The sequence below is a fragment of the Aeromonas veronii bv. veronii genome, from assembly GCF_000820225.1.
GTDB lineage: Bacteria > Pseudomonadota > Gammaproteobacteria > Enterobacterales > Aeromonadaceae > Aeromonas > Aeromonas veronii.
In genome coordinates this window covers 151,953-173,654 of record NZ_CDDK01000018.1, presented here as the reverse complement: position 1 = coordinate 173,654, position 21,702 = coordinate 151,953, and the positions used below count along the sequence as shown (strand labels likewise).

Here is a 21,702-nt window from a genome sequence, read left to right as displayed (position 1 = left end):
CTCTAGATTACATACCGATCAGCTTTACAATTTGATTGGCAACGATTTTTGCGCTCTGGTCATCGGTGTGCACAACAAAGTCGGCAACCTCTTCATACAGGGCATTGCGCTCTTGTGCCAGACGTTCCAGCACTTCGCGTGCCGGTTCTTCGGTCTGTAGCAGAGGGCGGCGTTTGTCTCGTTGTGTGCGCGCCAGCTGCTTTTCGATAGTGGTTTCGAGGTAGACCACGATGCCACGAGCAGACAACTTGTTGCGGGTTTCGCGACTCTTGATGGCACCGCCACCCGTCGCCAGCACGATACCCTGCTGCTCTGACAATTCGCCGATCACCTTCTCTTCGCGAATCCGGAAACCTTCTTCGCCTTCAACATCGAACACCCAGCCGATATCAGCACCACTGCGGCGCTCAATCTCATGATCTGAGTCGAAAAACTCCATATGCAGTTGTTCTGCCAGATGTCTACCTATGGTGCTCTTGCCCGCACCCATGGGACCTATCAGGAAAATATTGCGTTTCTCAGCCATGTCTTTTCGTTAGTAATTACAAACTGTACGACCCCGATAAATACTGGATCGGGGTACCTATGAACCTTATCTTGCGATGGATCAGGAGGGGGATTATCTCAATAGATATCGGGACTGGCAACCGCAGCCCTTACGCCCCAGCCTCATTGGGGCGTAAGGTTATATGTGTTTTACCTTCACATGTAAAGCATTCAGAAGGCGTCGGTGACTATCTTGGGCGTCACGAAAATCAGCAACTCCCGCTTTTTGTTCTCGCTGGTGGTCTTGCGGAACAAAGCCCCCAATCCGGGAATGTCACCCAGCAGCGGCACCTTGGTCACATCGCTCTTGATGGTCTGCTGATAGATGCCACCCAGTACCAGCGTCTCACCATTGTTCACCAGTACCTGAGTGGTGATGGACTGGGCGTTGATGGAAACCGCATCACCGGTACCGGTCGGTACCGTTTCACCCTTGGTATCCTGGGTCACGGTCAGGTCGAGAATCACCCGATTGTCAGGGGTGATCTGCGGAGTAACCTTCAGGCTCAATACCGCCTTCTTGAAGGTAACCGAGGTAGCGCCACTGGAAGAGGACTCCACATAGGGGATCTCGGTACCCTGCTCGATCAGCGCCGGTTTCTGGTTCGCAGTGGTCACGCGCGGACTGGCGATAATCTCGGCCTTACTCTCTTTTTCCAGCGCCGACAACTCGAGATCCAGCAAGGTGCCATCAGCCAAACGGGCAACCTGGAAGGCCAAAGTACCGGCCGCATTGGTCACCGGCAGGTTGACGTTCAACCGATCGTCTGCTGTCGGTCTGGTAATTGTCGAGCCACCATTGTTGTTACCAGAGCCATCATTCCCCGCTATGGAACCGGACGTACTGTTGCCATGACCATCGTTTTTGGTCACTCCCCACCGCACCCCGAGCGCTTCATCAAAGCCGTCGTCAATGGTCACCATCCGCGCCTCGATAACCACCTGCTTGACCGGAATATCGAGGATATCGAGCATCCGTTTGATGCTGCTGATGACATCGGCGGTATCCTTAACCACCAGCACGTTGGTTCGCTCGTCAACGCTCACCGCACCACGGGGTGACAGCAACTTGGTACTTTCGGAAGAGAGCAGGGCAGCCACTTCCGAGGCCTTGGCATAGTTTATCTGCAGATATTCGGTATAGAGCTGCGCCAAATCAGCGACCTGATTGCGGCTCTCAAGTTGCTGCTTCTCGCGCGTTGCGATCTCTTCTGCAGGCGCTACCAGCAAGATGTTGTTATCCAACCGCTTATCCAGACCCCGAACCTTCAAAATAATGTCGAGCGCCTGCTCCCACGGCACCCCATCCAGACGCAGGGTAATATTGCCCGCCACCGAATCAGTAGTTACCAAGTTAAGGTTGTTGAAATCTGCGATCAGCTGCAACACGGTACGGACTGGAATATCCTGGAAGTTCAATGAGATGGGCTTGCCCTGATACTGCTTGGATGCCGTGGCCGTCGTCCGCTTTTTCACCTCGATAATGAAGAGCTTGTCTGCCTGATCGTAACGGTAATCAAACTGACCATTGATCGACAGTTCAAACAGGGTATCGCTCCCCTGCCGGGAGACTTCAACCTGAGAGACCGGCGTTGCAAAATCCTGCACGTTGATCAGATTAAGCAAACCATCCGGTACCCGAGTGCCATGAAACTTGGCCAGTACGGTCTGACCGCGGCTGCTCACATCAACAGCGGCCGAGCTGTTATCCAGCGTGACCAGGAACTCCCCCTGGCCATCTTTGCCACGACGAAAATCCACACCGGTAACCGAGTTGAAATAGGCGCCGCCCCCACTACTTTGATAGTTGTTGAGCACCGGCTTGCTGGCAGGCTGTGTTGCTACCGGCGTTGTCACGGGCGCAACAGGCATAGACCGAGCGACGACCTGAGGATTGAGCAGCGCCGAAGGAGAGGGTGTGGCCACCATCGCAGAGGGCGCTGGCACAGGAGTAGCCGAGGTTGCGGGTGCAATCAGGGCGCTCTCACCATTGATGAGCCCGGAAGAGGCCCCCTCGCCCAATGACACCAGTAATTTGTTCCCCTGTTGCTGCACCTGATAGGGAGCAAGCTGATCGAGTGCGATCTTGATATCCAGACCTGCGCCCTTACCCTCAACCTTGATATTATCTACCCCCAGGCGCTGGATCGGCAGCGGGTTCACTTTCAGCGCCCCTACCGCACCGGGAACATGCAACAACAGCTGATTGGGTTGGTAAGAGAGACGATCGGTAAAGCCCGTGACCGGCTCACTGAAACTGAGCTCCACCAGCAATTGATCGGCCAGCAGCGGATTGACCTTGATCTCCTGCAGGGTTGCCACTGCCCACGCCTGACTGAGGGCGCTGGCGCAAAACAGCAAAGCCACTTTGGATACACTCTCTATTGTTGTTCTCATTGCTGTTCGTCCCTGATTATTGTTTTTCTTGCACATTGGCCATTGCCAACTGGGTTTCTCTTGTTACCCAGCACCCCTTCCCGTCCGGAATGGTTTCCAGCAAATCCACGGCAGTGTCAGTGATCTTGATGACCCGGCCCTGATCAAGCCCCATATACTGGTTGAGCCCGACCCGCATCGATTTGCCATCCGGGGTGCTGATCAAGGCCCACAACTGACCCGCCTTACCCAAAGAGCCATGCATCGACAGACTGGCCAGCGAATAATTTTCCAGCACCTCTTTCTCACGCTCCATCAGGGTCTGTGCACAATCAGGCTGGGCCTTGGCAGTACTTGTACTTCCGACCGTCGCCTCAGGCTGGGGAACCATGAAGGGGCTGCGCAACTCGCGTTGCTGGTAGTGCATAGGGGCAAAAGGCTTCAGCTCGGGCAAGGGCTCGATAGGTATGGGTGGCCTTGCTTTGGTCTGGGCGACATAGCTATCCATATCCTCCTGGCCACCACAGGCCGCCAGCAAGAGAGCAGGCAACAACCAGCAGATGCGTCTCATTGTTTCGGCTCCACTGTTTTACCGTTGTACTTGTAGGTCTTAGCCAGCATCGACATCGAAATCAGCTCCCCTTCATCCTTGCTCTGACCCAGAGTGAAGGAGTCAAGAATGACGATACGGGGCAAAGCGGCCATGTCAGCGGTGAACTTGCCAATTTGATGGTAAGTGCCCACGACTTCGATACGCATCGGTAGCTCTGTCGAAAACTCGTGCTTGACCTCAGGTTCCCAGTTGATCCGGTTCAATTTCAATCCGTTGTCGGTAGCAATAAAGCTGATATCGTCCAGCAGCCCGGCGACCTCATGGGTATTGGGCAACTGCTTGAGCTGGGTATCAACCAGTTGCTCAAGCTGAACCATTTGCGCCTTGTATGCCCCCAGGTTGGCAGCCAGCATCGCCTTGCTTTCAAACTGGGCTTTCAGTTCGGTCTCCTTCCCCGCTTCCTGAGTCAAACTGGTCAGTGAGTTGGCAATCACGTAGTAGTAGATGGCGCCACCGGTCAACACGCAGCAGAAAAAGATGAAGACCCCTTTTGCCCATTTTGGCCAGCTTGCTATGTCATTGATATCCAGCTCGTTGAGTTGCTGAAGATTCATTGTTGCTCCTTGGCCACATTCCCTGCAGCCGCAGCATTGTTGGCGATCAGGAACATCATGGAAAACTGGCTCAATGACACTGGCGCAACATCAGCCGCAAAAATAGTGCTTATCTTTGCCTGACCCAACCAACCGGAACCATCAATACGCCGCATCATGCTGGCAACCCGACCATAGGCTTCGGTCTTGCCATTTACATCAATAATATTGTTCTGCATCGAGAGGGTGTTCAGGTAAACCCCGTTGGGCACCAGTGAAGGCAGCTGATTGAAGAGGCGGACGGGCACATTGCGTCGCATCTGCAACTGCTCGATGAGCTGCATCCGATCGATCAATTCCTTGCGACGCTCTTTGAGCAGACGGATCTCCCCCAGTTGGGCATCCAGAATAGTCATCTCCTGAACCAGCCGCTGGTTGCGCTGCTGCTGGGCGACGATCTGGCGATCAACCAGCCAGTTGGCAAAAAATCCCAGCGCGACCGTGGCCAGCACAAAAATCCCCAGCAAGGCCCCGAACTGTTTCTTTTGGCGCTGGGCTCGGGCTTCACGCCAGGGTAGAAGGTTTATATTTGACATGGTGTGAAACTCCTCAGAGCCAACCCGAATGCCGTCATATATTTAGCACCATGTACCAGCTCGGCCTCCCCTTTCGGTTTGCCAAACAGAGCGAACAGATCCGGGTGCAACACCTCGCAATTGACCTCTTCTTTTACCTGCACCAACAAACCGGGTAGCAGACTGCCTCCCCCCGTCAGCACCAGTTTTGCGATGTCACGATAACCGGATGAACTGCAAAAGAGCTGGATATTGCGCCGCACTTGCTGCAACAGCGAGTTGATGTGGGGCATCAGCACATCCAGCTCATGGTCAACAGGCAAGGTACCTTTGGTTTTAGCTTGCTCAGCCTCATCCAGCGTCATGCCATAAAAGGAGGAGAGCGCCTGGCTGTACTGATCGCCGCCGAAGTTTTGCAAGCGGGAGTAGATCACCTCTCCCTTGACCAGCGCCGCAAAGGTCATGGCACTGGCACCGATATCTATCACCCCGATCGGCCGTTCACTCTCCTGCAATTCGGGCAGACAGGCCACCACGGCACGGCCCAGCGCATGGGCGCCCACATCCACCACCTTGACGGCAATACCGGCTTCGGCAAGGGCGCTGACCCGGCCGTTGACACTCTCGGTGCGGGCTGCGCTCAGCAGCACATCTTGACGATCTTCGCTATTGTTGGTGCTCAGCACCTCAAAATCGAGACTCACTTCATCGAGAGGGAAGGGAATGATCTGCTCGGCCTCCAGCTGCACCTGATTCTCCAGCTCCTTGTCACTGAGGCGGGCATCAATCTGGATCACCTTGGTTATCACGTTGGAGCCGGTCACCGCAGTGGCGGCATAGTCGCTGTGAGCTGGGATCAGGCGCTTGAGGGTCTTGAGAGATTGGCTGACGCGCTCGATATCCTGCAATTGATAGTCAACCAGCGTCCCTTTCGGGGTGGCAATATCGGCGACAGATTCGAGATGAAGCTTGCCGGGTCGGCCACTGAGGGTAACGGCCTTGATGGTCTGGCTGCCAAAATCAATGCCCACCAGAGGGAGGAGGGATCCCTTGTTAAAAAGCCCAAACATATACACATCCATGCGTTATTTGGTTTTATTCCTGAACAGAGTGTAGGACACCCGATCAGAGGAGTGCTTCACTCATCCTAAATGCTCTAACTATCAATGTCATAAAGTTTATGCCGAAAAGTGACCCATCTCGCTTTCTTCATGGCAAGTGGCCCTCCTTGGTAATTGCTCCCTGTAGTGCTAACCTCTCGCATCCTTTTGAGGTGGGTGGCTCGCCACAGGAAAACCTCGAATTCCCGATGGCAAAAGGGCTATACTCTGCGCCCGTTGGCTAATTTTAAGACGATTGGTAGTTCTTCCATGCTGAAATGGCTCGTTCGCCTGTTTATTGTCATGATGCTGGGTGCAGTGCTGGGTGTTGCCAGCCTCATCGGTATCTACTTCTATATCAAACCCCAACTGCCCGATGTCACCGCACTGCGTGACGTCAAGCTGGCAACCCCGATGCGGGTTTACAGCCGGGATGGGGAGTTGATCGCCCAATATGGCGAAATTCGTCGCATTCCGCTGCGTCTGGACGAAATTCCGCAACCCATGATCGATGCCGTACTGGCGACCGAAGATGCACGTTTCTATGAGCACCCGGGCATTGACCCGATTGGTATCATTCGAGCTGCATCCGTCTGGGCTGTCTCCGGCCATGCCCGTCAGGGTGCCAGTACCATCACCCAGCAGGTTGCCCGCAACTTCTTCCTGAGCAATGAGAAGACCATCATCCGCAAGATCAAGGAGGTCTTCCTGGCCTGGCGGATCGAGCAGAATCTCTCAAAAGACGAGATCCTCGAACTCTACCTCAATAAAATCCCCCTCGGTTATCGCTCCTTCGGGATCGGTGCGGCGGCACAGGTTTACTTTGGTAAAGAGGTCAAGGATCTGGGACTGGACGAGATCGCCATCATTGCCGGTCTGCCGAAAGCCCCCTCCATGCTCAACCCCATCCGCTCCCCCGAGCGCGCCTTTGCGCGCCGCAACGTCGTGCTGGGCCGGATGCTGGAAACTGGCAAGATAACCCAGGCTCAGTTTGACGAAGCGTCCAAGATGCCGATCAAGGCCCGTTTTCACGGCGCCGAAGTGACCCTGCACGCCCCCTATCTGGGGGAAATGGTGCGCCAGAAGATGGTCGAGCAGTTCGGTGAAGATGCCTATACCATGGGCCTGCACGTCTACACGACCGTCTCTGCCGAACGTCAGCGGGCGGCAAGACAGGCGCTGCTGGATGGCGTCTTTGCCTATGATATGCGCCACGGCTATCGTGGCCCGACGGATCAGTTGTGGAAGGCAGGCGAGACAGCCTGGGATTACGAGCAGATTGTCGCTCACCTTGGCAAGCAGCCCACTTATGATCCGCTGATGGCGGCGGTCGTGACCAAGCTCGGTGATCGCAGCGCCACGCTGGTACTGAAGAATGGCAAGGAAGCAGAGCTCGGCTGGAACGGCATTAAATGGGCCCGCTCCTTTATTACCGACGACCGTCAGAGCTATGCCCCGAAATCGGCGCGCGATGTGCTGAAAGTCGGCGCCCAGATCTGGGTGCGGGAAGAGGGCGAAGAGTTGCTGCTGGCCCAAATCCCGGACGTCAACGCCGCGCTGGTTGCCATGAACCCGAAAAATGGGGCACTGGAAGCGCTGGTCGGTGGTTTCAGCTTCGAACTCTCCAAATTCAACCGGGTCGATCAGGCGCGTCGCCAGATCGGTTCCAATATCAAGCCTTTCCTCTATGCGACCGCGCTGGAGCACGGCTATACCCTGGCGTCGCTCATCAACGATGCGCCGATCAACCAGTGGGATCCGTCAAAAGGGCCCATGTGGCAGCCCAAGAACTCCCCGGCCGTTTATGATGGTCCCACTCCGCTGCGTCTGGGACTGGCCAAGTCCAAGAACGTGATGTCGGTTCGACTGATGCGCGCCATCGGTCTGGATACCTATATCGACGGTCTGACCCGCTTTGGCTTCCCCCGCGACTTCATCTCTCCCCATGAGTCGCTGGCGCTGGGCGCTGCCGAATTCACCCCCCTCGAAGTGGTACGTGGTTACTCGGTACTGGCCAACGGTGGCTTCCTGGTGACCCCATACTTCATCGACAAAGTGACCGACAGTCTGGAGAACACCCTCTATCAGGCCAATCCTGCTATTGCTTGCACCACCTGCGAACAGCAGGCCGCACCCGAGCAGAGCACACTGCCGGAGCCAACTGTTGATGGAGCCGCACAAGATGGCACGCAGACCCCTCTCGCGCCTATCATCGCCCCGCATACCATCAGTGCCCAGAGTGCGTTCCTGATCACCGACACCCTGAGCACAGCCATCTGGGGTGGCAACGGCTGGCGTGGTACAGGCTGGCGTGCAGCCCGCGACCTGAAACGTCACGATATCTCCGGTAAAACCGGTACAACCAACGAATCGCGGGATGCCTGGTTCTCCGGCTACACCCCGGACATCGTTGCCACCTCCTGGATCGGTTTTGACAACCACCAGCGTGGCCTTGGCCGTGCCGAGTTTGGTGGCGGCGCCGCGCAGCCTATCTGGATCGACTTCATGAAAGTCGCCCTCAAAAAGTTGCCGGAGCACAAAATGCCCGTTCCCGAAGGGATCATGACTGTGAAGATTGATAGCGAAACCGGCCTGCTGGCAACCAGTGGCGGCACCGACGAATACTTCAAGGAAGGGACCGAGCCGACCCGCTACGCAGCACCGAGCTCGGATGGCAATCAGGTCTACGGCGGTGACAACCCCGATGTTGAAGGGCCTGTCTCAACCGACGATATCTTCTAAGCTGCTCTTGCGGCAGAAGCAAAACCGGCAGCCTTGGCTGCCGGTTTTTTTATTGGGCCAACTGCTTGCTCATCAGCGTGGCAATCGAGGCGGCCAGCTCGTTGAAACAGGGGCGACGCACCGAGTAGTGGCGATAGAGCAGCGAGATGGTACGCCCCGGCACAGGGTCAACCACAGGTCGATAGCTCACCCCGCCCTCATCATGATCGGCAGGTACGGCCAACTTTGGCACCAAAGTCATGCCGCTACCGGCGGCCACCATGTTGCGCAGTGTCTCGAGACTGGTGCCCTTGAAGCGTTGATCCTCACCTATCCCGCCGGCGAAACAGAATCCCATCGCCTGATCCCGCAAACAGTGGCCATCGGCCAGCATCAGCAATTTCTTTCCCTTGAGATTGCCGAGTGGCACCTGCCTGGCCTGTGCTTCGGGGTGATGGCAAGGCACAGCCAACCACATCGGCTCATGATAGAGCTGGATTGAACCAAACCCCTCCATCCCCGGCATCTCGGCCAGAATGACGCAATCCAGCTCCCCCTCTTCCAACCGCTTGAGCAGGGTTTGGGTCTGCTCCTCATAGAGGTAGAACTCCAGCTGGGGAAAACGCTCACGCAGGGTCTGGATAATGCGGGGCAACAGGTAGGGGCCCACGGTCGGAATAAAACCGATATGGATCTCCCCGGACATCGGCTCGGAGAAGTGCTGACCGATGCTCTTGAGCTCGCGCACCTCCTTGAGCACCCGACGCGCCTGATGGGCCATGGCATCGCCAGCCGGAGTAAACAGCACCTTGCGCGAGGTACGTTCGATCAGAATGACCCCGAGTTCATCCTCCAGCTTGCGCAGCTGGCCGCTCAGGGTGGGTTGACTGACAAAGCAGCGTTCAGCGGCTTTGCGAAAATGTTTTTCCTCATCCAGCGCCACCAGATATTCGAGATCGCGAAGATTCATACAGCAAGAGTCCTGCCTGGAAAATGGGCCATCAGCATGCACAATATCGTCCGGCGGGACAAGTCATCCGCTCGCGGTGAACCTCTCTGGCTACCTCTCCAAAACAGAAAAGCCCGATCACCTTGCGGTAATCGGGCTGTTTGACTCGCCGAGGGATTACACCCTGAAACGGCGCACCATATCCTGCAACTGGGTTGCCAGATGGTTCAGCTCATTGCACGCCTGAGCCATCTGGGTGGCACCGGCGGCCACCTCTTCGGAAGCATGGCTGATATTGACCACGTTGCGGTTGAGCTCCTCGCTCACCGCCCCCTGCTCTTCGGTGGCTGTCGCAATCTGGATGTTCATGTGGGAGATACTGCTGACCGAGCCACTGATCTGGGAGATGGACTCGCCCGCTTCCCGCGCGGTAGCAACCGTGGTGTTCATCAGCTCCTGACTCTGTTGCATGGTACTGCCCGCCTGCTCGGCACGCTGCTGCAACTCGGCAATGATGGTATTGATCTGGGAGGTGGAGTCTTGGGTGCGCTTGGCCAGAGTACGCACCTCATCCGCCACCACAGCAAACCCCCGCCCTTGCTCACCGGCACGAGCCGCTTCAATCGCCGCATTCAATGCCAGCAGGTTGGTCTGTTCGGCAATGCCGCGGATCACCTCCAGCACCATACCGATATTGCGGCTGTCATCGCCCAGTTGGCGGATCACTACCGCAGTGCTCTCGATAGCACCGGCGACCCGTTCGATGCGCAGAATGGAGTCATTCACCGTTTGCGCACCAAGTTCGGCCGTCTCACTGGCCGAGGTGGCAGCACTGGCCGCATCGCTGGTGTTGCGAGAGACCTCCTGCACCGTAGCCTGCATCTCGTTCATCGCCGTTGCCAGCTGATTCAACTCATGTTGCTGAGCATTCATGTTGTTGGCTGACTGGCTGGCAACAGAGCTGATCTCCTCCGCGGCGGAACTCAGTTGCACCACAGAGCCCGACACTTCACTCACCAGAGTGCGCAGATTGGTCTGCATTTCACCAAACCCTTTGGCAAGGGTTCCCAGTTCATCATTGTTGAACTGCTGCATATCGATGCGGGAGGTGAGATCACCAGAGGAGACCCGCCGGGTCTGTTCCAGCAACGCCATCACCGGATTGCGGATCTGACCGGTCAGCAGCCAGGCAATTGCCACAACAAAACCCAGCGTCACCAGACTGACAATGACGCTCATGGTTCTGGCACTGCTGTAGAGCGCCTCCACATCTTTTGTCATCTGGGCCGCAATCTCGTTATTGATTTCCCGCAGGCGGAAGGATTTTGCTCCCACCTCCTCCAGCGCGACCCGGGTTTCGTTTTTGCGCAGACTTCTGACTCGCTCCAGATCGCCAGCAGCGAAGGCGCTCAACAGTTGGTCATGCACCGCAAAATACTTGGCCCCCGCCGCAACCACCTGCTCATAAACCTGTTTCTCTTCACCTGTAGTGAAAGCTAAAGCACCGTATTTTTGGGCTGCTTGCTCAAATTCCTGCCTGGCCTTATTGAAGGTCAGGGTGCGATCGCTTACCTCTTGATCATCCTTGTTCAGACCACCGATGACCTGGGCCAGCTCTGAGCGGCGCGCATCCAGAATGGCAACATGCATCTGGCTGGCATAGCGGGTTGACGGCAGCAGGTTGTCAGTGATGGTTTCGGTATCACCATAGAGCTTTGCCAACTGGCTGATGGAAAACCAGGCCAAGCCCAGTACCAGCAGTGCCAGGATGGCAAATCCGGCACTCAGTTTCTGGCCGATAGACATGTTTTTGAACATATGAGGGCTTCCTTGAAATGAGTCTGCACTCCCGCAACATCCGCCGGGAATGGTCACATAGAGCATAGTCTGCAAGCAGAAAGTCGAAGGCTTTCATATCGCTTCTGCATACAGGAATATCGGCCCGTTCACTTCACTTCTAAAGAGACCTTGTCCGTTCACATTCTAATAACTATTCCATCAACTCAAGAAGATGCTGACGCAACCCGGCAGGATCGCCCAAAAAGTCCGCCACTCGAACAGCACTCACCTTACCGTTGTGCATCAACCCAAGGGTGGGATAACCCTGACCGCCCAGCCATTTCATCCAGCCCTGGCTATCTGCCAGATGTTGCAGCAAGGGGGCCTGCAGATAAGCTTGTTGGAATTCCTCGGCTGAAATCCCCTGCTCTGCCGCCAGCGTGGCGAGAAATGCCGGCTCACCAATCCAGATCCCGTCCCGATAGTGGGATTGCTGGATCCGGTGCAACATGGCCAACCCATTCCCCCCCAAGGCCGTGACGGCCAAAACCGCACGGATCGGCGGCTCGGAGTCCAGCAGACAGCCTTCCCGCAGCAGCAGTTCGTTAAAGTAGCGTTCGCCAAAATGCTGGCCGGTCAGCGCTTCGATCCGCTGATCATGGGGGCGCACATAATCACGCAATGCCTCGCCCATCGGCTGACGGCGACTACCCAGCCATAGACCGCCCGCATGCAGCTCGATCTTGAGTCCGGCAATAGTTGCTGCCGCCTGCAACAGGGGGGCGGCACCGTAGCACCAGCCACAGAGGGGGTCATAGACATAATGGAGGGTGGTTTGTTGTTCGCTCATCTTCATTCTCACTTCGATCTCGGATAAAAAACCGGGCCCTTAGGCCCGGTAAAAAAACACAGGGAAAGCAGGCTCAGTGGCTTACCACTTCATCTCGCCGGTATTGACCTTGGCACCGATGGCCAGACCATCGTCAACCGGCAGTGCCGGATAGGCCTTCTTCAGAGCCTCAATCAGCTCACCGGAGTTTTTCGCCTTGGCCAGCTCCTGTTCGAAACGCTCTACATAGTCACGGGTAAAGCTCACAGCAGCAGTGCCTTTGGGAGCCGTGCCCAGGAAGTGGCCCGGTACCACGCGCTCGGGTTTCAGGGCCAGCAGGTTGTCCAGCGCCTTGACCCAGTTGCTGCGAGCCGCCTTGGTCTGGCTGTCCGCCATCCAGACATGCACCCCGTGGTAAACCGGCACACCACCAAAAGCAGTCTTGATGGAAGGGGCCCAGAGGTAGGCATTCGGGGTATTCATCTCTTTGATTTCAATCTTCTCGCCATCCAGCGTCAGGTGGCTGGCGGTCATCACTTGCGGCACGGTCAGGCTCTTCGGTGCACCCTTCCCGAGGATCGGGCTCCAGTAGCTCAGCTTGGCATCCTTGGTCTGGTTGATATGGTCAACCACATGCTGGTCGGCCAGCACTTTGACATCCGGGAACGCCGCCATGACTGGCTCCAGACCGAAGTAGAAGTCGGGGTCACCGGCACTGATATAGACAGTGGTCAGCTTCTTGCCGCTCTTCTTGATCATGTCGACCAGCGCCTGACCATTTTGCACGTCGAACTGGGCATCAATCAGGATGGCCTCTTTGTCACCGGTCACCAGTGAGGAGGAGACCGGGAAGATCGCCTTCTCGCCAGGGTTGTAGACGGTCACGCTCAGGGGGGCGGCCAGTACGGCGCCACTCAACAGGGTGGTCGCCAGAGTCAGGTTGCGGATCAGGGTGTTGTTCATCATCTATTCCTCATTAAGTATTCGGGGGTTCATTTGATGGACACAGTGTATTGGATCACTTAAGGTGCAAATACAGCATAAAAAGCGCATCACTGTTGCACATATCGAACATATAGAGAGCCGTACATGGATCGACTGACCGCCTTGCGGGTCTTTGTCAGCGTAGTCGAACAAGGGAGCCTGAGCGGCGCCGGAGAGAAACTGGATATGTCGCGCGCCATGGTGTCGCGCTATCTGGCCGAGCTGGAGAGCTGGATGGGCGCCCGCCTGCTGCACCGCACCACCCGTCGTTTGAGCCTGACAGGGCCAGGAGAGGAGGCGCTGAACCGGGCCCGCGCCATGCTGGCGCTCGGCGAAGAGATGGAGCAGATCGCCGTGAAGGGGGATGACGCCCCCAAGGGACAACTGCGGATCACCAGCAGCTACTCCCTGTCAGAAGCCTTGCTGGTCGGGGCTGCCAACGACTATCTGGCGCAATACCCGGGGACGGCCATCGACATTCTGCTGCTCGACAGAACCGTCAATCTGGTGGAGGAGCGGATCGATCTGGCGGTGCGCATCACCAACGACCTCGACCCCAATCTGGTGGCACGTCGTCTCGGCACCTGCCACTCGGTAGTCTGTGCCAGCCCGGCCTATCTGGCCCGTCATCCGATGCCACACAAGGTGCAGGATTTGGCGCTGCACAACTGCCTCACCTACACCTACTTTGGCAAGAGCCTGTGGGAGTTCAATGGACCGGACGGTCCCGAGTCAGTGCCGGTCAGCGGTAACCTGAGCGCCAATATCTCCAGCCTGCTGCTGGAAGCAACGCTGGAAGGCGCAGGGATCAGCCTGCAACCCCGCTACTCGGCACAACCCTATCTGGAGCACGGGGAACTGGTGCCCCTGCTGACCGACTGGCAGCCCAAGCGTCTCGGCGTCTACGGGGTGTATGCCACCCGCAAGCAGATGTCGCCGCTACTGCGCAGCTTCCTCGATTTTCTGCTGGCCCGCATGGCGGCGGATCCCATCTGGCAGGAGTAAGCACTCCGCACACCCAAACATAACGAAGGGGCCGCTGCGGGCCCCTTCTTCACTCTGATCCCTTGATCAGGCTTCAAATCCGAATGGTTCTGAGTGCGGCGCTTCCGGCTGCGCACTCTCGTCCAGGAAAATATCCCGATAAGCCACATAGATGGAGTAGTTGAGCGCCGGGATCACCACCAGCAGACCTACCAGCAACAGCACAGCGCCAAACATCAACAACATGGCTGAGAGCAGCCCCCACCAGAAGAAGGGAAAAATATTGCGCCAGCAGCCGAAGAAGCTCAGCCGTACCGCCTGAATGATGCCGATATCGTGGTGGTAGATCAGCGCAGGAGCAAAGGTGACACCCATCAGCACGGGAATGATGAGCAGCATCCCCACCAGCAATACCAGCAGCAGTTGTTGCAACTGGCTGGCTGAGACCACCATGCTCTCGGGATCCTGCGTCAGCAGCGGGAGCAGCCCCCACATGGAGAGCAGACCGAGACAGACGAGGCCAACCAGGCTGAACAGCAGCAACACCAGCAGACCGCCTAGCATCAGCGGGGTCAGCTTGTGGCGAAAACCGGCGAAGAGATCGGCAAACTGCAGCGGCTCCCCCCGATAACCCCGAGCGGCGACCGCCACCCAACCCGCGCCCCACACCATGTAGAGCAGCTGGGAGATAAGGCCACCCGCCGGCAGTTGCTCCAGCAGCATGCCCACCATAAACCAGACCAGCACCATGGCTACGCTGACCCCCATCCCCTTGTTGAAGATATCGAACCCGCTGCGAACCCAGAGCCAGCCACGACCTGTCGTGTACCGGGCCGGTGTAGTGCGCAAAGGGGGTAATCCGTTCATATCGTCTCCTCGGAGTGTCGGTGGCATCAGTGCCGGAAGCCGATTCTAGAGCCAGGGCGGGGGCGACTCAATGGCGAAGCGGCCCGACCACGACATAAAACCTGACGCAGCTATGCACAAAAGGGGCGTCAGCCATGCCTCGCCTCTGGCTGCCCCGACTATAACGAGGCACAATCTGCCCCCTTCCCCAGCCGTGCCTGTCGTGGCCTACGTGTCGTGATCACCCTTTAGTGATCGATGAATGCCGGACAGGGGGTTGTCATCCCGCCATCCCGGGCGCTTTAACATCGAGTGGTATCGTCATGAGAGTTGTTTGTTGTCTGTTGTTGTTACTGGCCAGCCAGTCAGCCCTGGCCGAGGGTTTTATCAGTCGCCTGCTCAACCATCCGGTGCCGGGTGGCGTTGCGGTGATCCCTCTTGGCGCATCTGCCACTGCACCCACGGCCCGCTATCACGACAAACCCGTGCTGGTGGTGCGCGAAGACAACCAGTGGATCGCCATCGTCGGCATCTCTCTGAAAAGCACGCCCGGCGCCCAGCAACTGACCACAGGTGATGGCCGTACTCTCGACTTCACCGTCACCCCCAAGCACTACCGCGAGCAGCACATCAAGCTCAAGAACAGCCGTCAGGTCAATCCGCTCGCCGAAGATATGACCCGTATCAACCGCGAGCTGGCGGAGCAGACCCGGGCTTACCAGACCTTCAGCCCCAACCAGCCGAGCAACCTGATGTTCGACAAGCCGGTCAACGGCCCCCTCTCCAGCCCGTTTGGCCTGCGTCGCTTCTTCAATGGCGAGGAGCGCAACCCCCACTCCGGCCTCGACTTCGCCGTGGGCGCCGGCACCCCGATCAAGTCCCCCGCAGCTGGCAAGGTGATCCTGATCGGCAACTACTTCTTCAACGGCAATACCGTCTTTGTCGACCACGGTCAGGGGCTCATCAGCATGTTCTGCCACATGTCGAAGATCGATGTGAAGCTCGGCCAGAGCCTGCCGCGGGGCGGCATCGTCGGGCGAGTCGGTTCGACCGGTCGCGCCACCGGCCCCCATATGCACTGGAACGTCAGCCTCAACGACACCCGGGTCGATCCCGCCATCTTTATCGGTGCCTTCAAGCCCTGAATCGGCAGAGCCCGTTAACAAAACATCCTCTAACAAAACAGGCAGCCCATGGCTGCCTGTCTGCTAACTGCACCTCGAACCTGATTACCTATCCGGCCAGCGCGTGGGCGCCGGACTCCCGACGCATCGCCCGCCACATCACCAACACCAGCAATGAGCTGCACGTTGGCAATGCAAGCCAGACCCCGGGCACGCCCCACAGGGTCGAGAATCCCCACAAGAAACCGCCGATCAGCACCAGCTTGCCACCGGTGAGCAGGGAGGCGATGCGGGCCCGATTGATGGCCTGGAAGTAGGTGGCCCCCACCAGCAGCAAGCCCTCCATCGGCAGCCCCCAGAAGTAGAGCCAGATCCCGAGGCTCGCCACCGGCAGCAGGGTAGCGTTGTCCCCAGCAAACAGATAGACCGCCGCCTCCGGCCACAGATAAAGCGGGAACATGGCGCACAGGGCGATCCCCAACGTCACTCCGAGTGCCAGATTGCGGATCCGCAGCACCCGCCGCCAGTGACCGGCGCCCGCGTTAAAGCTGGCGATGGGCTGGATACCCATGGCGATCCCCTCGAACATCAGATAGAAGAAGGCCTCGGTGTAACTGATCACCCCGTAGGCCGCCACATGCAGCGAAGTGCCGACCGCCAGCAACGCCTTGTTGTGCAGTGCCAGCACCACAGAGAGATAGAGGTACATCAGAAAACTGGAGATCCCGAGGCGCACCGTTTCCCCCATCAGCCGCAGATCAGGGCGCAAGGTGTCCCAGCTTATCCGCAGCTGGCTGCGCGGCGTGAAGAAGTGCCACAGGCAGGCGAGGCCCGTCACTGCCTGGGAGAGCATGGTGGCCGTCGCCACCCCGGCCAGTCCAAACGGAAACACTACCATCAGCAGATAGTCGAGCAGCACGTTGAGCAGCCCCCCGACCACCATGATGAGGGTGACAAAGCCGGGGCGGCCATCGTTGCGCAGCAGGGAGCTGAACGCCATCGACAGCACTGCAAAGACGCCCAACCAAGCATAAGCCTGCAGGTAGGAGAGCCCGGCGGTGAAGATCTCCCCCTCCGCCCCCATCCAGGCCAGCATGGGCTCGCCATAGCGGATCCCGATAAAACTGAGCAGTGCCGAGGCCAGCAACACCATCACCAGGGCATTGCCGACGATATGGCGGGCTTTGGCCGGGTTGCCCTGCCCCAGATAGAAGGAGACCAGCGACGAGGCCCCCATGCCGATCAGCGCCCCCACCGCATAGAGCACGGCGCAGATGGGATAAGCCAGCATCAGACCGGCCATGCCATCCTGACCCAGCACATGGCCAACGAAGATGCCATCAATGGTGACATAGATGCCGGTGATCAGCATGGCCGCCACGGTCGGGGTTACGTAACGCCAGAAAAGGCGAGATAGCGGGGCTGTGCCCAGATCAACAGCTGACATATTCGACTCGGTGGAGAGAAAGCGGCCGGGATCATAGCGAAACGGCAGCACGACTTCCTGTTATTTGTGTTATGAATCATTAATATAGACTGCTTTACCCGCCTCCCTGCCCTGTTTTAGGCTAGGGCCACCTCTTCTGAACGGAAACGAGCCTCATGTTGCAACGCCTGCTCACCCTCTTGCTGCTCTCCCTTATCTTGTTGCCGCCAGCCGTGCGCGCCGACGATGCCATTGCCCAGGCCGAATCCCTGTTGCAGAGCGTGCCCAAGAGCGATACCCCGGAAAACCAGAAGCTGCGGGAGAGCTATCAGCAGGCGCTGCAATTTGCCAGAGAGGCCGAGCGCTACCGGGAACAGAGCAAAGCCTATCAGCAGATCCTCATCGATTACCCCAAGGAGTCGGCACGCCTCAAGGAGAGCCTGCACAATTATCAGCCCGCCGCTCGCCCGCCGCTGGCGAGCCTCAAGGAGGAGGCGCTGCGCCAGGCCATTGGCCTGAGCAGCAACCGCCAGCTTAACCTGCGCAAGGAGCGGCAGGGGGTGATGGACAGCCTCAACCAGCTGGAGAGCACCGGTCAGGAGTATCACCTGCGGGTGGACGATCTGCGCAAACAGCTGCAACTGACCCGCAGCCAGCTGGAGCGACTGAGCTTCAGCAGCGAATCGGATCGCCAGCAGGAGGCACAACTGCTGCTGACCAGAATGAAAGAGCAGAGCCTCTCCGACCGGATCCAGATGCTGGAGCTGGAGCAGCTCTCGGCCCAGCAGCGCAACGATCTCGGCAAGCTGAAGCTGCAGGAGCTCAATCTGGCCATCGCCGACGAGGATGAGTGGCAAGCCAGCCTGCTGACCCAGCAGAACCAGCTGCGGCGGGAGAAGACCGAGCAGGCGCTGGAGGAGAGCGAAAGGCTGCGCAAGCAACTCACCACCGACATGCCGCTGCTGCTGGAGCAGCAACAGCAGAATCAGGCGCTCTCCATCCAGCTCGGCACACTGGAAGATCAGATTGAGCGGGTGCAGGACGAGCAGCGCAGCGTCGACAAGAATCTGTTTGAACTGAATGAGCTGGTCAACTCGGTACGCGAGCAGCTGGAGTGGTTGCAGATCAGTAATGCCTACGGCGAGAACCTGCGCAGCAAACTCTCCGATCTGCCCCCCCAGTTCCCCCTCGACAAGCTGGAGTCCGCCATCGTCAGCGCCCGCATGGCCAAGTACCAGTACGAGAGCGAGCAGGATGGGCTCAAGGATACCCGCCAGCTGCGCGACAAGTTGATGGCCGAAGAGGAGGTGACGCTGGATCGGCCGCAGCAAGCGGTGCTCGACAACCTGCTCAAGGCCCGGCGCCAGCTGCTGACCCGGCTCAACGACGCCTCCGACACCCTCATTCAGGAGCAGACCCGCCTCAAACTGCTCTACAGCCGTCAGAACAGCAAGATCGACGAGATCCGTGAAATAAGCGCCAGCCACCTGTTCTGGATGCCGGATGTGCGCCCCTTTACCCCACAGGTGATGCTCGGTATTCCTGCCGCGCTGACGCTGGCCTTCAACCCTGACAACTGGTTGCAACTGCCCTATGCCATCGCCGAGAACAGCCCGCTGAGTCTCACGCTGGCCGGTATTGGGCTGCTGGTGCTGGCCTGGAGCTGGTTCAAACTGGCCCGTCACCTGAGCCTCTATTGCGACCATATTGCGCCACGGATCGGCAAGGTAACCCAGGACAAATTCAGCCTCACCAGCCGCTTGCTGCTGCGCTCCCTGCTTGCCGCCCTCCCCTTGCCCGCCATGGTGCTGATGGTGCGCGGCCTGCTCGAAGGGGCCTGGCAATACCCGTTTGCGGTGGCGGTGGCGCGCGGTCTTGGCGAGATCTGGTTTCTGCTGCTGGCGCTGGTGATGGCCCGCCATCTGACGCTGGAGCGGGGGATTTTGATCCACCACTTCCGCTGGCCTCGGGAACAGGTGCAAAAGGTGTGGGGGCAGTTTCGCACCCTGCTGCTGGTGCTGATCCCGAGTTTCTTCGTGCAGGGGATGGCCAACAGCTATCAGGAGCACGCCTTTTACGACTCCCTCGGCCGGATGGCCTTCATGATCGGTGCACTCTGGCTGCTGCTCTTCTTTGCCCGCCTCAACCGGGAGCGGCTGCCACTCACCTGGGGCCAGACCGACATGACCAAGCCCCATCTGCTGCACCACTTCATCTGGAACAGCCTGATGCTGGCGCCGCTGCTGGCGGTGATTGGCGCCCTGTTTGGCTACTTCTATACCTCGCGCACCCTGCTGCGCCAGCTGGAGCTTAGCCTGCTGATGGGGCTGGGTTGCCTGCTGGTCTACTATCTGGCCAGACGCTGGATGCTGATCCAGCGCCGCCGCCTCGCCTTCGAACGCGCCAAGAGCAAGCGGGCCGAGATCCTGGCCCAGCGCGGCCGGGAAGAGGGGCATGACGAGCTCAGCTCCGAGACCCCGGACGTGGTGGAAGAGACTGAGCTGGATCTCGATACCATCAGCGCCCAGTCGCTGGGGCTGGTGCGCACCCTGCTGATGCTGGGCTTTACCATGCTGGTGGTAGTGCAATGGTCGGATCTCAACTCCGCCTTCAGCTTCCTCAGCAATATCGAGGTGTGGCAGGTGAGCAGCAAGATTGGCGGCATCGAGCAGCTCTCGGCCATCACCTTGCAGGATCTGATGCTGACCGCCTTCGTCTTCATTCTGACCGTGGTGACTGCCCGCAACCTGCCGGGGCTGATGGAGCTGACTCTGCTGCAGCACCTCAGCCTCTCACCAGGTACCGGCTTTGCCCTCACGACCACCAGCAAGTATCTGGTGATCCTGATCGGTGCCCTCACCGGCTTCTCCATGCTCGGCATCGACTGGTCGAAGACCCAGTGGCTGGTCGCCGCCCTCTCGGTGGGGCTGGGTTTCGGTCTGCAGGAGATCTTCGCCAACTTTGTCTCCGGCCTCATTATCCTGTTTGAGAAGCCAATCCGGCTCGGTGACACCGTCACCATTCGCGATCTCACCGGCACCGTCACCAAGATCAAGACCCGGGCCACCACCATAGTGGATTGGGATCGCAAGGAGATCATCGTGCCCAACAAGGCCTTCATCACCGAACAGTTCATCAACTGGTCGCTCTCCGATGCCATCACCCGGGTCAAACTGCGGATCCGGATCGGCCTGACCCGGAATCCGAAACTGGTGCAGCGCATTCTGGAAGAGTCCATCCAGGCATCGACCCTGGTATTGGAGACGCCGACGCCAGAGGTGTTCCTGATCGAATTCACCGACTCGGCACTGATCTACGAGATCCGCCTCTACGTCAACAACATGGATCACCGGATGCCCATCACCCACGAGGTTCACTCGCTGGTGCTGGAGAAGATGCAGCAGCAGGGACTTACCCTGCCCCATCAACAGATCGACATTCACCTGAGCCGCGGCTGATCCGCGAGGTAAAAGGAGCAGAACATGCAGATTATTGCCCACCGTGGCGCCAGCGGCCTGGCCCCCGAAAACACTCTCAAGGCGATGGCCAAAGCGCTGGAGCTGGGAGCATCAGCCATCGAGATCGACGTGCAGGCGGCCGATGGCGAGTTGTGGGTCTTCCACGACCGGCGGCTGGAGCGCTGCACCAATGGCAAGGGGGTGCTGACCGAGCAATCCCGCTCCTATCTGGAGCAGCTCGATGCCGGTGAGGGAGAGGTGATCCCGACCCTGTGGCAGGTGATGGAGATCATCGCCGGACGCTGCGAGCTGCACATCGAACTCAAAGGCACCCATACCGCCGATGCGGTGACAGCCCTGACCCGACGGGCAGAGGCCGAGCTGGGCTTTACTCCCGGCCAGTGGGTGGTCTCCTCCTTCCATCACCCGGAGCTGGCCCGATTTGCCGCCTCGCGGCCCGATATCCGGCTCGGTGCCCTGACCGCCAACCTGCCGCTCAACCTGGCGCAGTTTGCCGACGAGCTGGGGGCCTGGTCACTCAACTGCGACGTGGATTTTGTGGATCAATCTCTGGTTGTAGATGCACATCGCCGGGGGCTCAAAGTTCTGGTTTATACCGTTGATTATCCAGAAGATTATGAAACGCTCTCTAGCATGGGGGTCGATGGAATCTTCACCAATCGACCAGATCGTTTTCTGACACAGTGAGGGGGCGATACGCGCATGGATAACCACTGATTTAGGCACTAACTTTAAATAGCTGACCGGGATACAAAGAGTTCAACTTCAGCCGATAAACAGAGGCTCATAACAATAACTAGATTCCACACACACTTCAGACTGACGCTCACAAGGATGT

Annotated in this window: 17 protein-coding genes; 5 read left to right on the top strand and 12 right to left on the bottom strand. The window is 58.2% G+C overall.

The features are described from left to right. Positions 1-7: 7 nt before the first annotated feature. The 6 genes from aroK to tapM form a co-directional block, all read right to left on the bottom strand. On the bottom strand, positions 8-526 hold the full coding sequence (gene aroK / locus BN1139_RS07010; protein ID WP_005335014.1) for a shikimate kinase AroK: 519 nt from the start codon (positions 524-526) through the stop codon (positions 8-10). 191 nt (positions 527-717) lie between these two features. Then, positions 718-2,943 carry a type IV pilus secretin PilQ family protein gene (gene pilQ, locus BN1139_RS07005; RefSeq protein WP_005353994.1) on the bottom strand — a complete coding sequence of 742 codons (2,226 nt, stop codon included), beginning with the start codon at positions 2,941-2,943 and terminating at the stop codon, positions 718-720. A 16-nt stretch (positions 2,944-2,959) separates the two neighbouring features. Next, positions 2,960-3,493 carry a pilus assembly protein PilP gene (locus BN1139_RS07000; RefSeq protein ID WP_005353995.1) on the bottom strand — a complete coding sequence of 178 codons (534 nt, stop codon included), beginning with the start codon at positions 3,491-3,493 and terminating at the stop codon, positions 2,960-2,962. After that, positions 3,490-4,089, bottom strand: a complete 600-nt coding sequence (tapO, locus tag BN1139_RS06995; protein WP_005353996.1) for a PilO family type IV pilus biogenesis protein TapO — start codon at positions 4,087-4,089, stop codon at positions 3,490-3,492. The genes BN1139_RS07000 and tapO overlap by 4 nt, the downstream gene beginning before the upstream one ends. Beyond that, a complete protein-coding gene (tapN, locus tag BN1139_RS06990) occupies positions 4,086-4,664 on the bottom strand; it encodes a PilN family type IV pilus biogenesis protein TapN (RefSeq protein WP_005353997.1) in 579 nt (192 codons plus the stop codon). The genes tapO and tapN overlap by 4 nt, the downstream gene beginning before the upstream one ends. Further along, positions 4,652-5,713 carry a PilM family type IVa pilus assembly protein TapM gene (gene tapM, locus BN1139_RS06985; RefSeq protein WP_005353998.1) on the bottom strand — a complete coding sequence of 354 codons (1,062 nt, stop codon included), beginning with the start codon at positions 5,711-5,713 and terminating at the stop codon, positions 4,652-4,654. The genes tapN and tapM overlap by 13 nt, the downstream gene beginning before the upstream one ends. Before the next feature lie 300 nt (positions 5,714-6,013). Here tapM and BN1139_RS06980 point away from each other — a divergent pair, with 300 nt between their 5' ends. Then, positions 6,014-8,485 carry a penicillin-binding protein 1A gene (locus BN1139_RS06980; protein ID WP_005354002.1) on the top strand — a complete coding sequence of 824 codons (2,472 nt, stop codon included), beginning with the start codon at positions 6,014-6,016 and terminating at the stop codon, positions 8,483-8,485. A 49-nt stretch (positions 8,486-8,534) separates the two neighbouring features. Here the strand turns inward: BN1139_RS06980 and oxyR are convergent, their stop codons facing one another. The 4 genes from oxyR to BN1139_RS06960 all read right to left on the bottom strand — a co-directional run bounded on the left by oxyR (position 8,535) and on the right by BN1139_RS06960 (position 12,984). Then, positions 8,535-9,434, bottom strand: coding sequence for a DNA-binding transcriptional regulator OxyR (gene oxyR, locus BN1139_RS06975; protein WP_005354003.1), 900 nt, complete (start codon positions 9,432-9,434; stop codon positions 8,535-8,537). A gap of 156 nt (positions 9,435-9,590) precedes the next feature. Further along, positions 9,591-11,231 carry a methyl-accepting chemotaxis protein gene (locus tag BN1139_RS06970; RefSeq protein ID WP_005354004.1) on the bottom strand — a complete coding sequence of 547 codons (1,641 nt, stop codon included), beginning with the start codon at positions 11,229-11,231 and terminating at the stop codon, positions 9,591-9,593. Positions 11,232-11,403: 172 nt separating this feature from the next. Continuing rightward, positions 11,404-12,048, bottom strand: a complete 645-nt coding sequence (locus BN1139_RS06965) for a DsbA family protein (RefSeq protein WP_013723531.1) — start codon at positions 12,046-12,048, stop codon at positions 11,404-11,406. Positions 12,049-12,123: 75 nt separating this feature from the next. Next, positions 12,124-12,984 carry a Vmh family MBL fold metallo-hydrolase gene (locus BN1139_RS06960; protein ID WP_005354006.1) on the bottom strand — a complete coding sequence of 287 codons (861 nt, stop codon included), beginning with the start codon at positions 12,982-12,984 and terminating at the stop codon, positions 12,124-12,126. A 126-nt stretch (positions 12,985-13,110) separates the two neighbouring features. Between BN1139_RS06960 and BN1139_RS06955 the strand changes: the two genes are divergently transcribed. Further along, a complete protein-coding gene (locus BN1139_RS06955; RefSeq protein WP_005354007.1) occupies positions 13,111-14,010 on the top strand; it encodes a LysR family transcriptional regulator in 900 nt (299 codons plus the stop codon). A 66-nt stretch (positions 14,011-14,076) separates the two neighbouring features. On the opposite strand, the gene BN1139_RS06950 is transcribed toward BN1139_RS06955, so the two are convergent. Beyond that, the gene (locus tag BN1139_RS06950; protein ID WP_005354009.1) at positions 14,077-14,856 is read right to left on the bottom strand and encodes a BPSS1780 family membrane protein; all 780 of its coding nucleotides are present in this window, start codon (positions 14,854-14,856) and stop codon (positions 14,077-14,079) included. Between the two features lie 302 nt (positions 14,857-15,158). Here BN1139_RS06950 and BN1139_RS06945 point away from each other — a divergent pair, with 302 nt between their 5' ends. Next, positions 15,159-15,980: a peptidoglycan DD-metalloendopeptidase family protein gene (locus tag BN1139_RS06945; RefSeq protein WP_005354012.1), complete on the top strand. Its 822-nt coding sequence runs from the start codon at positions 15,159-15,161 to the stop codon at positions 15,978-15,980. Between the two features lie 88 nt (positions 15,981-16,068). On the opposite strand, the gene BN1139_RS06940 is transcribed toward BN1139_RS06945, so the two are convergent. Further along, positions 16,069-17,406: an MATE family efflux transporter gene (locus tag BN1139_RS06940; protein WP_041202800.1), complete on the bottom strand. Its 1,338-nt coding sequence runs from the start codon at positions 17,404-17,406 to the stop codon at positions 16,069-16,071. A gap of 155 nt (positions 17,407-17,561) precedes the next feature. Here BN1139_RS06940 and mscM point away from each other — a divergent pair, with 155 nt between their 5' ends. Together mscM and BN1139_RS06930 are read left to right on the top strand one after the other, a co-directional pair. Further along, positions 17,562-20,843 carry a miniconductance mechanosensitive channel MscM gene (gene mscM / locus BN1139_RS06935; protein WP_005354015.1) on the top strand — a complete coding sequence of 1,094 codons (3,282 nt, stop codon included), beginning with the start codon at positions 17,562-17,564 and terminating at the stop codon, positions 20,841-20,843. 24 nt (positions 20,844-20,867) lie between these two features. Then, positions 20,868-21,551: a glycerophosphodiester phosphodiesterase gene (locus BN1139_RS06930; protein ID WP_005354017.1), complete on the top strand. Its 684-nt coding sequence runs from the start codon at positions 20,868-20,870 to the stop codon at positions 21,549-21,551. Positions 21,552-21,702 lie beyond the last annotated feature (151 nt).